Annotated in this window: 12 protein-coding genes; 4 read left to right on the plus strand and 8 right to left on the minus strand. The window is 72.1% G+C overall.

All coding sequences use genetic code 11. From position 1 onward, the window contains the following. The first annotated feature begins 7 nt into the window (after positions 1 to 7). A complete protein-coding gene (gene modD / locus ACWPN7_RS19435; RefSeq protein WP_201044766.1) occupies positions 8 to 835 on the plus strand; it encodes a ModD protein in 828 nt (275 codons plus the stop codon). A 21-nt stretch (positions 836 to 856) separates the two neighbouring features. Here the strand turns inward: modD and ACWPN7_RS19440 are convergent, their stop codons facing one another. Next, positions 857 to 1159, minus strand: a complete 303-nt coding sequence (locus ACWPN7_RS19440) for a 4a-hydroxytetrahydrobiopterin dehydratase (RefSeq protein ID WP_014238670.1) — start codon at positions 1157 to 1159, stop codon at positions 857 to 859. A 150-nt stretch (positions 1160 to 1309) separates the two neighbouring features. Between ACWPN7_RS19440 and ACWPN7_RS19445 the strand changes: the two genes are divergently transcribed. Continuing rightward, on the plus strand, positions 1310 to 1723 hold the full coding sequence (locus ACWPN7_RS19445; protein WP_035669725.1) for a metallopeptidase family protein: 414 nt from the start codon (positions 1310 to 1312) through the stop codon (positions 1721 to 1723). Position 1724: 1 nt separating this feature from the next. On the opposite strand, the gene ACWPN7_RS19450 is transcribed toward ACWPN7_RS19445, so the two are convergent. Further along, positions 1725 to 2315 carry a uracil-DNA glycosylase family protein gene (locus ACWPN7_RS19450; RefSeq protein WP_459196079.1) on the minus strand — a complete coding sequence of 197 codons (591 nt, stop codon included), beginning with the start codon at positions 2313 to 2315 and terminating at the stop codon, positions 1725 to 1727. Further along, on the minus strand, positions 2312 to 3058 hold the full coding sequence (locus ACWPN7_RS19455) for an NAD-dependent deacylase (RefSeq protein WP_459196179.1): 747 nt from the start codon (positions 3056 to 3058) through the stop codon (positions 2312 to 2314). Before ACWPN7_RS19455 ends, ACWPN7_RS19450 begins: the two co-directional genes overlap by 4 nt. Positions 3059 to 3157: 99 nt before the next feature. On the opposite strand from ACWPN7_RS19455, the gene ACWPN7_RS19460 reads away from it, so the two are divergent. Together ACWPN7_RS19460 and ACWPN7_RS19465 are read left to right on the plus strand one after the other, a co-directional pair. Then, positions 3158 to 3631: a low molecular weight protein-tyrosine-phosphatase gene (locus ACWPN7_RS19460; RefSeq protein WP_451990583.1), complete on the plus strand. Its 474-nt coding sequence runs from the start codon at positions 3158 to 3160 to the stop codon at positions 3629 to 3631. A gap of 8 nt (positions 3632 to 3639) precedes the next feature. Further along, the gene (locus tag ACWPN7_RS19465) at positions 3640 to 4503 is read left to right on the plus strand and encodes a fructosamine kinase family protein (RefSeq protein WP_459196078.1); all 864 of its coding nucleotides are present in this window, start codon (positions 3640 to 3642) and stop codon (positions 4501 to 4503) included. Positions 4504 to 4535: 32 nt separating this feature from the next. Here ACWPN7_RS19465 and ACWPN7_RS19470 read toward each other — a convergent pair whose 3' ends face one another. The 5 genes from ACWPN7_RS19470 to addB form a co-directional block, all read right to left on the minus strand. After that, positions 4536 to 4733, minus strand: a complete 198-nt coding sequence (locus ACWPN7_RS19470) for a DUF1127 domain-containing protein (RefSeq protein ID WP_038525756.1) — start codon at positions 4731 to 4733, stop codon at positions 4536 to 4538. 116 nt (positions 4734 to 4849) lie between these two features. Further along, entirely contained in the window at positions 4850 to 5746 is an 897-nt protein-coding gene (gene gcvA / locus ACWPN7_RS19475; protein ID WP_459196077.1) for a transcriptional regulator GcvA, read from the minus strand. 91 nt (positions 5747 to 5837) lie between these two features. Further along, positions 5838 to 6161, minus strand: a complete 324-nt coding sequence (gene trxA / locus ACWPN7_RS19480; protein WP_201044769.1) for a thioredoxin TrxA — start codon at positions 6159 to 6161, stop codon at positions 5838 to 5840. Positions 6162 to 6372: 211 nt separating this feature from the next. After that, a complete protein-coding gene (gene addA, locus ACWPN7_RS19485; RefSeq protein ID WP_459196076.1) occupies positions 6373 to 9843 on the minus strand; it encodes a double-strand break repair helicase AddA in 3471 nt (1156 codons plus the stop codon). 151 nt (positions 9844 to 9994) lie between these two features. Next, positions 9995 to 12973 (minus strand): double-strand break repair protein AddB, encoded by a 2979-nt coding sequence (gene addB / locus ACWPN7_RS19490; protein WP_459196075.1) that lies wholly within the window; start codon positions 12971 to 12973, stop codon positions 9995 to 9997. Positions 12974 to 13063 lie beyond the last annotated feature (90 nt).

Consider the following 13063-nt stretch of genomic DNA (forward strand, 5'->3'; position numbering starts at 1 on the left):
ACCGCCGATGATCGTCCTGTCCGATGCCGCGCTCGACGCGCTCCTCGCCCAGGACGTTCCCTACGGCGACCTGACCACCGACTCGCTGGGCATCGCCGCCGCCCCGGCGCGCATCCTGTTCAAGGCGCGCGGCGCCATGGTGCTGGCCGGGACGGAGGAAGCCGCCCGCCTGATCGGGAAGGCCGGCGGCACGGTGACGTCCGTCCGGCCCAGCGGCACGGCGGTCGAGGCCGGGGCGCCCTTCCTGGAGGGGCACGGCCCGGCGGGCGCCCTGCACCGCGGCTGGAAGGTGGCGCAGACGCTGGTCGAATACGCTTCCGGCATCGCCACCCGCGCCCGCCGCATCGTCGAGGCCGCCCCCGGCGTGACCGTCGCCTGCACCCGCAAGAACTTTCCCGGCGCCAAGGACCTGTCGGTCAAGGCGGTGCTGGCCGGCGGGGCGGTGATGCACCGGCTGGGCCTGTCGGAAACGATCCTGGTCTTCCCCGAACACCGCGCCTTCCTATCCGGGTCGCCGGAGATGTGGATCGCCGATCTGCGCCGCCGGGCGCCGGAAAAGAAGATCGTGGTGGAGGTCGACACGGTGGCGGACGCCATCGCCTTCGCCCGGGCCGGGGCCGACGTGCTGCAACTGGAGAAGCGCCCGCCCGAGGAGGCCCGCGCCGTGGTCGAGGCGACGCGCGGCCTGCCGCGCCCACCGGTCATCGCCGCGGCGGGCGGCGTGACCGAGGACAACGCGGCGGCCTACGCCGCGGCCGGTTGTCCGCTGCTGGTCACCACCGCCCCCTTCTTCGGGCGCCCGGCGGATGTGAAGGTGGTTCTGGAACCGGCCTGACGCCCTCCGGGCGCGCTGGGATCAGCGGTCGCGGTTCGGGGCGATCTGGTCCACGCGGTGGGCGAAATCGACGTCGGCCTGGGTCAGGCCGTCGGCGCTGCGGGTGCACAGGATGATCTCCACCCGGCCCATGTCGTTGAACCATTCCGGATGGTGGTTCGTCCGCTCCGCCAGCAGGGCGACCTGGCTCATGAAGCCCCAGGCGGCGGGGAAGTCGGGGAAATGGTAGGTCTTGCGGATCGCGTCGCGCTCCAGCACCTCCGCCCAGCCATGCAGTTCCTTCAGTGCGGTCTGCCGCTTGGCACCCACCAGCTTGTCCGACATTCCTTCCCCCGTTGTTGGTTGGCCTAAACTTGGTTGGCTTGTGCAAGGCGTAACGGACACGGATCGATTGTGGATCAAATCGGTGTTCCGGTCCGCCTTCCGGTTTAGCGCCGCTTGGCCTGGGCGGCAAGCAACGCTACCTTCCCCCGTATGATGCGCAAACCGGCACACACCCACACCGTTCCCCCCTCCACCCCCGACCTCGAGCGGATGGCCGAGGACGCGCTGGAGACGATTCCGCGGGAACTCCTGGCCCCGATCGCCAATCTGTCGATCCATGTCGAGGATTTCCCCGACGAGGAGACCGAGCGCGAGATGGAGCTGGAAAGCCCCTTCGACCTGCTCGGCCTCTATCGGGGCGTCGATATGACGCGGCAGAGCGTCGCCGACCTGCGCAGCGGGCCGGACATGATCTTCCTCTACCGCCGCCCGATCCTGGACTACTGGTGCGAGACCGGCGAGGACCTGTTCGCCATCGTCCGCCACGTCCTGATCCACGAGATCGGCCACCATTTCGGCCTGTCGGACGAGGACATGGAGCGCATCGAGGCCATGGAGGGGTGAGTCACCCGTCCAGGGCCTCGTCGACGCGGCGGCGCAGCGCGGGCACCAGCTCCGCGTCGAACCAGGGGTTCTTCTTCAGCCAGGCGGTGTTGCGCCAGCTCGGGTGGGGCAGGGGCAGGAACTCCGGCAGGTAATCCCGCCACGCCGCCACCGTGTCGGTCATCGTCCGTTGGCGGCGATTTCCCAGATAGTGGGCCTGGGCGTAGCTGCCGACCAGCAGGGTCAGCCGCACCCCGGTCAGGGCGGCGCGCAGCGGCGGGTGCCAGAGCGGCGCGCATTCCGGGCGCGGCGGGTAGTCGCCGCCCTTCGGCGCCGTGCCGGGATAGCAGAGCCCCATGGGGACGATGGCGATCCGGCTCTCATCGTAGAAGGCGTCACGGTCCATGGCCAGCCACTGGCGCAGCCGGTCGCCGGACGGGTCGTTCCAGGGAATGCCGCTGGCGTGCACCCGCGCACCCGGCGCCTGCCCGACGATCAGCAGGCGGGCGGACGAGCTGCCGCGCAGCACCGGGCGGCAGCCGTGCGGCAACACCCCCGCGCACAGCCGGCAGGCGCGGGCCTGTTCGAACAGGCTTTCGAGATCGCCGGTCACAGGTCCAGCAGCGCGGTCACGAAGGCCGGGACCAGCTCGGTTGCCGGGCCGTTGACGGAGTCCGTGAACAGGCTGGCGCCCGCCGACGGCTCCAGGTTCAGCTCCAGCGTCAGGGCGCCGGCGTTGCGCGCCTCGGCCACGAAGCCGGCGGCGGGATAGACGTTGCCGGAGGTGCCGATGGAGACGAACAGGTCGCAGGCGCCCAGCGCGCGGTAGATCCGCTCCATCTGGTAGGGCATCTCGCCGAACCACACCACGTCGGGGCGCATGCCGCCCTTGCGGGCGCAGGACGGGCAGACGTCTTCCACCGACAGGTCGCTGGTCCAGTGCTCGACCTTGTTGTGGCAGTGGCGGCAGAAGACCGCGTTCAGCTCCCCATGCATGTGGATCAGCGTCTGCGACCCGCCGCGCTCATGCAGGTCGTCAATGTTCTGAGTGACCAGCAGCAGGTCGCCTTTCCAGCGCCGCTCCAGCTCGGCCAATGCCAGATGGGCGGCGTTCGGCTGCACCGCGGGGTCGCGCAGGCCGCGCCGCCGGTCGTTGTAGAAGCGGTGGACCAGCGCCGGGTCGCGGGCGAAGCCCTCCGGCGTGGCGACGTCCTCCAGATCGACCTTGGCCCAGATGCCGTCGGCGCAGCGGAAGGTGTCCAGGCCGGATTCCTTGGAAATGCCGGCCCCGGTCAGGATGACGATGGAGTCGGTCGGCTTCAGATGATTGGCGATGGTCGTGATGGCGGCGGTCATATTGGCGGCGGTCATATTGGCGATGGTCATGGCGCCCTGGCGGGTTCGGGGAACGGCTGCTAGATCTCGGATGCGGGAAACAGAAAGGAGGAGACCGGAATGGTCAAGGTCCTGTTCGTGTGCACGGGCAACATCTGCCGGTCGCCCACCGCGGAAGGTGTGTTCCGCGAACGGGTTCGGCAAGCCGGTTTGGCGGGCCGCATCGGCACCGATTCGGCGGGCACCCACAGCTATCATGTGGGGGAAGCGCCCGACCCGCGCAGCCAGCGCGCCGCCAAGGCCCGCGGGGTGGACCTGTCGGACCTGCGCGCCCGCAAGGTGACCGCGGCGGACTTCGCCGACTTCGATTATATCCTGGCGATGGACGGTGGGCATCTGGCGCAGTTGCGGCGCATGGCCCCGCCGGACAGCCGGGCGACGGTCGCCCTGTTCCTCGACTACGCCCCCGACGCGCCGAAGCGCGAGGTGCCCGATCCCTATTACGGCGAGGGGCTGCACTTCACCGAGGTGCTGGACCTTTGCGAAGCCGGGGCCATGGGGCTGCTGGAGGCCATCCGGCGGGACCGGCTGTGACGCGTGCCATGACCGGCGCGCCAAGCCTGCGGAAGGGTCTGGAGGAGGCGCTGGGCAGCGCGGTCCGGTCGCTCGACCGGCTGGCCGACGGGCACAACGCGGCGCTGTGGGCCGTCACCCTGGCGGACGGCCGGCGGCTGGTGGCGAAGGTCGCCTCCGGGCGCGGGGCTGGGCTGGAGCCGGAGGGCTTCATGTTGCGCCATCTCGCCGAACGCTCCGCACTGCCGGTGCCGGCGGTGCATCACGCCGACGACCGGCTGCTGGTAATGGACCGCATCGACGCCGGCGGTGGCATCACCCCGGCGGTCGAGGAGCACGCGGCGGAGCTGGTCGCCGCCCTGCACGGCATCACGGCGGACCGTTACGGCTTCCCGCGCGACACGCTGATCGGGCCGCTGCCCCAGCCGAACGGCGAGACGGCGGACTGGATCGCCTTCTTCCGCGACCGCCGCCTTCTCCACATGGGCCGCAAGGCGCTGGAGGAGGGGCGCATCGACTCCGGCCTGATGGCCGGGCTGGAGCGGCTGGCCGCCCGTCTGCCGGAGCTGATCGGGGAGCCGGGGCCGCCCTCGCTGATCCATGGCGACCTGTGGGGCGGCAACGTGCTGGCCCGCGGCGGGCGGGTGGCGGCCTTCATCGACCCGGCGCTGCACCACGCCGACGCGGAGATCGAGCTTGCCTTCACCACCCTGTTCGGCACCTTCGGGGACGCCTTCTTCCGCCGTTACGGGGAGATCCGGCCCCTCCGTCCGGGCTTCTTCGAGCTGCGGCGGGACCTTTACAATCTCTACCCGCTGCTGGTGCATGCGCGGCTGTTCGGCGGCTCCTACGTCAGGTCGGTGGAGCGGACGGTGCGGCGTCTGGTGGGGTGAGGACCAGCGCCGGACGGGTCCGCCCGGATGGATCAGCGCCAGAGCGGTTTGCGCGCCTCGGTGACGGCGTCATAGCGGCTGATGCCGATGTCCCGCAACTCGCGGTCGGACAGGGACAGCAGGGCGTCGCGCTGGCGGCTCTGTTCGCGGAGATGGGCGATCCAGGCCAACAGCCCGCGAAGCCGGCGGGCCGGTGGCGGCGCGGTGCGGGGAAGGACGTGCAGGGTCATGGTGACCTCCGGCGGGTGTGGTGAGCACCAGCATCGGGCCGTCCCCGCCGCTCCGGCAAACGGGACCTTTTCATCGTCGAATGAGCGGATTTCACCCGAAGCGGGTCACCGCCATATCACCGCCCCTGGGCGAACTCCGCCCGCATCCAGGCGCGGAAGACGGCGACCTCCGGGCGGCGCAGGCTGTCTTGGGCGGTGACCAGCCAATAAGCGCTTTTCGCGCGCAGGCGCGGCCCCATCACCTCGACCAGCTGGCCTGACGTCAGCTCCGGATCGACGGTCGGACGCCGTCCGATGATGACGCCCAGCCCGCGCACCGCGGCGTCCACCGCCATGTGGATGGCGTCCAGCCGCAGCCCGCGCTTCAGCCCGTCGTCCAGCGCCGACGGCGGCAGGCCCGCGGCCTCGGCCCAGGCGGTCCAGTCCTCCGACACGTCGGCGACGTGGAGCAGCGGGACGGTGGCGAGGTCGGCGGGGCAGGCGATGCGCGCCGCCAGGGCGGGGGCAGCCACTGGGACGAGATCCTCCTCCATCAGCTTCAGCGCGGCCAGACCGGGCCAGTCGCCGCGGCCCAGCCGGATGCCGGCGTCGATGCCGTCGCGGGGGAACTCGACCACCCGATGGGCGGTGTCCAGGGCCACCGTGATCGCCGGGTGACGCTCCTGGAAGGCGGGCAAGCGGGGGATCAGCCAGCGCAGGGCGAAGGTCGGGGCGGCGCTGACCGACAGCCGCCCGCTGGGCGCACGGCCGGGCACGCTTTCCGTCGCCAGCGCCAGCGACTGCAGCGCGTCGCGCACGCGGGGCAGATAGGCGTGGCCGGCGGGGGTCAGTGACAGGCTGCGGTTGCCGCGCAGGAACAGCTCCACCCCCAGCCAGTCCTCCAGCGTCTGGATGCCGTGGCTGACCGCGCTGGGGGTCAGGTGCAGCTCTTCCGCCGCCGCCTTGAAGCTCTGGTGGCGGCCGGCGGCCTCGAACAGGCGCAGGGTGTTGAGGGGCGGCAGTCGGTAGGCCATGGTCCGCGCAGTCTCCGACAGGCCGCAAGGCCGCGCAAACAAAAAGCCCCGCCGGAGGGGCGGGGCTTTTCGATCGTCCGGGGAGCGGGGCTCAGAGAGCCTCTTCGACCCACGTGAACAGGGCGGTCTTCGGCAGGGCGCCGATCTTGGTGGCGGCGACGTTGCCGTTCTTGAACAGCATCAGCGTCGGGATGCCGCGCACGCCGTACTTGGTCGGGGTGCCGGGGTTGTCGTCGATGTTCAGCTTGGCGACGGTGACCTTGCCGCCATACTCCTTGGCGAGGTCGTCGAGCGCGGGAGCAATCATCTTGCAGGGGCCGCACCACTCCGCCCAGAAATCGACCAGGACCGGACCGTCGGCCTTCAGCACGTCCTGCTCGAAGCTGTCGTCGGTGACCTTGATGGGATCGCTCATGTGACCTCTATGCCTGGGTTCAGGGGCACCGCCGCGCCGATTTTCCACCGGCGGCGGACCCATCCCTCATCGGTGGAATTTGCCAAAATGTATGACCGACCCCCCTCGCTGGTCAAGCCGGGGCGCGAATGCGGTCTCGTCAACCCAATCCGCCGCCCCGTGCAACGCGGCCGGGGGTGAAAAGTTCCCACGGCGGACTATCGCGCGCGCCTCACTCCGGCAACTCCATCAAAGCGGGGGTATCGGTCCACAGCAGGACGCAGCGCACCGCCTTGTCCGGGTAGATGGCGCGCAGCGCCGCGCGGTAGGCCTCCATCTGGCGGACGTAGACGGGCGGCACGTCCTCCGCGCGGACGGGCGGCGGGCGGTTGGTCTTGTAGTCGACGATCCACACCGCGTCCTCCTCGATCACCAGCCGGTCGACCCGGCCCGACAGGGCGCGCCCGGTGACCAGACCGACCACCTCCACCTCGGCGCGGGAGTTGGGGCCGAACAGGCGGGCGAAGCGCGGGTCGGTCAGGACGCGCATCGTTTCGGATGCCATTTCATCCTGGCGCTCGGCCGTCAGCTCATGCCCGGGACGAGCAAGGTAACGTCGGGCGGCGGCTTCCCGCGCGTCGGGCGGCAGGTCCGGCAGGGTCTGCATCAGCCGGTGGATCAGCAGGCCGCGTTTGAAGCGCGCTCCGTCGTCCTCGCCCAGCGGGGAGCGCATCGCCGGCTCGTCGCCATCCGGGCGGGAGGGAGTGAGGGGGCGCGACGGCTCCGGCTCCTCCGGCGCGGTGGCGGTCAGCCAGGGCGGGGCCTCCTGCGCCGTCAGCACGCGGCCGGCCCCGGCGCCGTCCGGCTTGGGCACGGCGGTCTGCGGGTCGGCCAGCCGCCAGCCCTCGCCGCTCCAGCCGTCCGGGCAGAGGGTGGAGAAGTCGAAGGGGTGCGGCACGCCGATCTCGCCCATCGCGGCCTCGACCAGCTTGTACCAGCAGGCGTCGGACGGCTCCTTCTTGCCCTGGTAGCCGCAGACGTACAGCCGGTCCTCCGCGCGGGTCAGGGCGACGTACAGCAGGCGCCTGTACTCCTGGTCGCGGCGGCGGTTGGCGCGGGCGCGCGCCTCGGCGCACAGCGCGTCCTCCTGCGAGCGGCGGGCGGCGAAGAGCGGCACGACGCAGCCCTCGTCGGGCCAGAGGATCGGCGGGCTCTGGGTCGGCGTGCCCAGCGTGTCGGGCAGGAAGACGATGGGCGCCTGAAGCCCCTTCGACCCGTGCACCGTCATGATGCGTACGCGTCCGCCGCCCTGCTCCAGCTCGCGCTTGATCTCCGCCTCGCTGGCCGCCAGCCAGGCCAGGAAGTTCTGAAGGGACGGCGGCTCGGTCTTCTCGAAGGCCAGGCATACGGCCAGGAACTCGTCCAGAGGGTCCTGCGCGTCGGGGCCGAGCCGCTTCAGGAGGGCGCGGCGGCCCGACCCGTCCGGATCGGCAGGGCAGGGGGCGGCCAGCAGCCCGGCGAAGAGCTCGTAGGGCGCCAGGAAGTCGGTGCGGGCGAGCTGGGCGCCCAGATAGCGGCGGGCCGGGCGGTAGGCCGGGTCGTCCTCCGCCTTCGCCACCAGCGCCCGCCACAGCGTGCCGCGCCGCCCGTGGGCGAGGTCGAACAGCTGGTCCTCGGTCAGGCCGATCAGCGGCCCCTTGAGGACGGTGGCCAGCGTCAGGTCGTCCTCCGGCAGCAGCAGGAACTCGCACAGCGCCATCAGGTCCATGACCGCCAGCTGCTCGGTCAGCACCATGCGGTCGACGCCGGCCACCGGAACGGCGCGGTCCTTCAGCGCCCGCACCAGCTCCGTCACGAAGGCGGTGCGGCGGCGGACCAGCACCATGACGTCGCCGGGCTGGATCGGGCGGCCCCTCGACTCGAGCGACTCGCCGCGCTGGGTCCAGTCGCGGATGGTGTCGGCGATGACCGCGGCCAGCCGGGCCGACGGCGAATCGGCGGCCTCGCGCTCCACCGGGGGCGCCCAGGCGGGCAGGTCGGCGGCCTCCGCCGGCTTCACCGGGGGCCACAGCTCGACCAGACCGGCGTGGCCGCGGCGGAAGGCGCGGTGGCGGATCACCGGGCTCGTTTCGGACGCGACACCATCCTTGGCGCCGTCCAGCCCGAACACCGCGTCCACGGTCTGCAGCACGGTGGCGGTGGAGCGGAAGGAGATGTCCAGCGCCACCGCGTGCCAGTCGCGCTCGGCGGCCTTGGCGCGGGTCTGGAAATGGCGGCGCATCCGCGCGAATTCGGCGGGGTCGGCGCGCTGGAAGCTGAAGATCGACTGCTTCTCGTCGCCCACGGCGAAGACGGTGCGCGTCGTCTCGCCCCCGTCCCGGGCGCTGAGGCCGGCGAAGAACTCCTCGGCGATGGAGCCGACGACCTGCCACTGCTCCGGGTTGGTGTCCTGGGCTTCGTCGATCAGGATGTGGTCCAGCCCGCCATCCAGCTTGAACAGCACCCAGGGCACGGCGGGCACGCCGTCCTTGCCGCGCAGCAGGGCGTTGGCCGACAGGATCAGGTCGTCGTAGTCGAGCAGCGCCTTGGCCTTCTTCTTCGCCTCATAGGCGCTCAGAAGCGACTCGGCCAAGGTCAGCAGGGCGGTGGTGGAGGCGGCGACTCCGGCCGAGCGAACCCGTTTCATCAGCGAAACGAGCCGCTCCGCCTCACGCTCCAGCGCCGTCAGGGCGGCGGGGAAGGATGTCGCCGGCTTCTTGGTGATGAGGGTCTTGCGGGCACCGCCCTCCGCGGTCAGGAAATGGCGGGCGTAGATCTGGAAGGCGCGCACCCGGCTGTCCGCGGCGTCGAGCCAGCCCTGGATGCCGACCCCGCGCTCCTCGTCGGTCTTGCTGCCGGTGGACAGCGCGCGGCAGGCGTCGCGCAGCCCCGGAACGTCGAAGGCGTGGTCGGCGCAGGCCTCGCGCAGGATCGCAGCCTCGGTGATGCCCGGCGGCACGCCCAGCGCCTCGTGAACCGCGTCCACCGCGCCGTCCAGCCCGTGGAAGCTCTCGAACAGGCGCTGGATGCGCCCGCGCTCGCTGGCCAGCTCGGCCAGGATGTCGGCGAACTCCTCGGCGTTCAGCTCGGCGGTCAGGCGAGCCATCGCCTTGCCGAGCGGGCTGTCGGGCGCGGCGCGGCCGGCGTGCAGCACCTCGTCCCGCGCCTCGGTCAGCAGGCCGGCGGCGGTGCGCTCGTCCATCACCTCGAAATGCGGGGCGAGTCCGGCCTCCAGCGGGAAGCGGCGCAGCAGCGACTGGCAGAAGGCATGGATGGTCTGGATCTTCATGCCGCCCGGGCAATCCACCACCTGGGCGAACAGCCGCCGGGCGATGGTCCGGGTCTCGGCGCTCGGCCGCTCGCCGCAGAGGTCGGCGAGCCGGTCCTCCAGCCCCTCGTCGGGCAGGGTCGCCCAGATGCCCAGCGTGCGGTTGATGCGGATGGACATTTCCGCCGCCGCGGCCTTGGTGAAGGTCAGGCAGAGGATGCGCGCCGGCGCGGTGCCGGACAGCATCAGCCGCAGCACGCGGTCGGTCAGCACCTTCGTCTTGCCGGACCCGGCGGAGGCGCCCACCCACACCGACGACAGCGGGTCGGAGGCGAGCCGCTGTGCGACGTTGGGGTCCAGCGGAAGCTCGCGGACGGGGAAGTCGAGGACGGTCATGGGCGGGTCGTGGGGTGTGGGGCGGTGGGGGTGGCGGGTGCCCCCTCCCTAACCCTCCCCCGCTTTGCGGGAGAGGGGACTGCCGCCGCTTCGCGCAAAATCCCCTCCCTCGCCGAAGGCGGGGGAGGGTTAGGGAGGGGGCCGCGGCGCATCACCCCTCACCCCCATCGCCACCCGCCGACCACTCCTGCACCCGCGCGAGGTGGGCGTAGTCGGTGTAGCGCGGGGCCATGGCCGGGCGGGGGCAGGAGCGGTAAGGGGTGGCGGGGGCGTCGAAATGGCGGATCAGCTCCTCCAGACCGGCGCGGGCCTCGGCGGCCAGAGTCGCCGGGTCGCCCTTCACCGCCTTCTCCTCGCCCGGCGGGTCGCCGCCGGACAGGCGCCAGAAAGCCAGCTCGGCCACCCGGTTCTTCGCAACCCCGGCGAAGCCGCCGGCCTCGGCCATGGCGGCCTCCAACGGCAGCTGCGGGGCGAAGCCCAGCTCGATCTCGCGGGTCGAGGGCGGGGTGCCGGTCTTGTAGTCGATCAGGACCAGCCCCTCGCCGCCCGAATCGATGCGGTCGGCCTTGGCGGTCAGCAGGAAGGGGCCGGCGGGACCGCTCAGCGTCAGCTCGCCCGACACCTCGGTGGCGAGCGGCTTCAGGGTGCGGCGGCGGTCGCGCTCCAGCCCGACGAACCACTCGGCGATGCGCTCGAAGCGCGGCCACCAGAAGGCCCAGACGTCGGGATGGCTGTGCAGCAGCGGGCCGAAGGACTCGCGGCCCATCGCCAGCAACCGGTGCAGCGCGTCGTCGGGCAGTTGGCCCGGATAGGCCTTCACGAAGGCGTCCAGCGCGGCGTGGATGAACTGGCCACGGTCGGCGGCGCCGGGGTCGGCGGCGATGGGGTCGAGCTTGCGCAGCCGCAGCACATGCTCGGCGTAGATGGCGTAGGGGTCGCGCATCCACTTCTCGATCTTGGTGACCGACAGCTTGCGCGGTCGGGCGGACACCGGCGGGCGCGGCTCCGGCGGGGAAACGGGGCGCACGGCGTCCGGCTCGTCCAGACCGCGCGCCCAGGCCAGCCAGGGCTCACCGGCCAGCTCGATCCGCCCGTCCAGACCCAGCGCGCGCAGCACCGTCTCCAGCCGCAGCAGCCAGCGCGACGGGACGGTCGGCGTGCCGTCCACCCGCTCCGCGCGGGTCAGCACGACCTCCTCGGCGCCGCAGGCGTGGGTGAAGTCGTGGGCCGACAGGCCGACCATGCGCTCCGGGCTGGGCAGGCCGAAGTCGCGGCGCATCGGGCGCGACATCCAGGGATCGGCGTCGGGGTCGGGCGGCCAGGTCCCCTCGTTCAGCCCGCCGAGGACCAGCAGGTCGAAATGCTGAAGGCGGGCTTCCATGGGGCCGAGGATGTAGAGGCGCGGGTGCAGGCCGAAGCGCGGGCGCACCGGGCGCATCGCCATCAGCGCGTCGAGCAGCGCCGGATAGTCCTTGCCGGGAACGGCGGGGAAGCCGTCCGCCGCCTCCAGAAGCTCATGGACGAAGGTCGCGGCCTCCTCGCCGTCGTCCTGCCGCCACAGGAATTCCGACCCCGGCGCGTCGGTGCGCGAGGCCAGCGCCTCCGCGAAGGCGACGTGCGCGCGGACGAGGTCGCCGAGCGGGGCCTCGCTGAACAGCGCCTCCATGAAGGGGGCGGCGAGCGTTTCGAGATTTTCCAGCCAGCCGAGCAGGGCGGCCTGCTGGTCCGGGTGGTCGAAGCGGTCGGCGGTCTTCAGCGCGGCGATCAGCCCGGCGAAGCCCTCCGCCGGGCGGGGGCCGCGCAGCACGGTGCGCTCCAGCGCGCGGGCGGAGCGGCGGAACGCCGCCGGGTCGTGCCCGCCGGCGGTCAGCGGGTGCTTGGCGAGCGCCAGCAGGGCCAGCGGGTGGGCGCGGCTGGCGGCCAGCTCGGCGGTCAGCCGCAGATAGGTGCCGACCGCGGTGTGGACCAGCGGCTGGCCCGCCGAGTCGTTGACCGCGATGCCCCAGCGGGTCAGCGCCATGGCGACCCGGCGCGCGAGGTTGCGGTCGGGGGAGACCAGCGCCGCCGTCTTGCCCGGCGTCTCCAGCGCGTGGCGCAGCAGAAGGGCGATGACCGACGCCTCCTCCTCGGCGGTCGGGGCGTCGATGCGGGTCAGCCCATCCAGGGCCGCGGCGTCCAGCCCGTCCAGCTCCCGCCAGCTTTCCGTGGTGGCGGCGGGGCGCATGGCCTCGGCCAGCAGGCGGGCGCGGGCGGCCCGCGGCTCCTCCGCGTCGTTCCAGCGGCGGACGGCGGCGCGGCCGACCGACAGCCGGTCGAGCAGATGGGCGAGGCCGTGTTGCGGGTGCGCCTCGTCGGCGCGGATGGCGTCCCAGCTCGCCTCGTCGGCCTCCAGGTCGAGGCCGGGCAGCACGACGGCGCCCTGCGGCAGGGCGGCGACCACCGCCAGCAGGTCGGCGGAGGCCGGGATGGAGCCGGTGGAGCCGGCGGCGATGACCAGCCCCTGCGGCGGCTCCGCCCGCCAGAGCGCGGCCTGGGTCTGAAGCACGAGGTTGCGGCGTTGCGCCGGGTCGGTCAGCGCGCTGGCGCCGAGGATGGCGGGCCAGTGCTCGGTGACGATCTTCAGGAACTCCAGCGTCACCTGCCAATGCTGGGCGTAATCCTCCGGCACCAGCGAGGCGAGCCGGTCGAAGGCGACGTTCTCCGTCCACACCGCGTCGATCAGCCGCCCCAGATCGGCGCCCAGCCGCACCGCCTGCGCGGTGGTGGCCGACACGCCGGTCGCCTGGAGGATCAGCCGGGCCAGCATCATCTGGCGCTTCAGCCCGCTGATCGGGTCGGGCAGCTCCAGCGGCACGCCGGGCAGCTCCTCCGCCGAGGTCAGGCTGAGGGAGGCGGCGTCCAGCTCGCCCAGCGGACTCATCCGCGGCAGCAGCATCGGCTGCCCGCCGGAGCGGCGCAGGAAGGCCTCGCGCAGCGAGCGGCAGGAGCGGCGCGTCGGCAGCAGGACGGTCACCCCGGCCAGCGCCAGCGGGTCGTTCCCCACACGGTCCAGGATGCCCGCGGCAAGCTGGTCCACGAAGGACACGCCGGTGGGAATCGAATAGACCTTGGGCTCCGCCCTGCCGCTCATGCCTGCCCCGGAAGCTGTATCGTCAGACGCGCGAGGATACTAGATGTGGGGCAATGAGACCACAAAGCGTCAAGGAATACAAAAATTCTC

It is taken from the genome of Azospirillum sp. UENF 312511 (assembly GCF_058780635.1).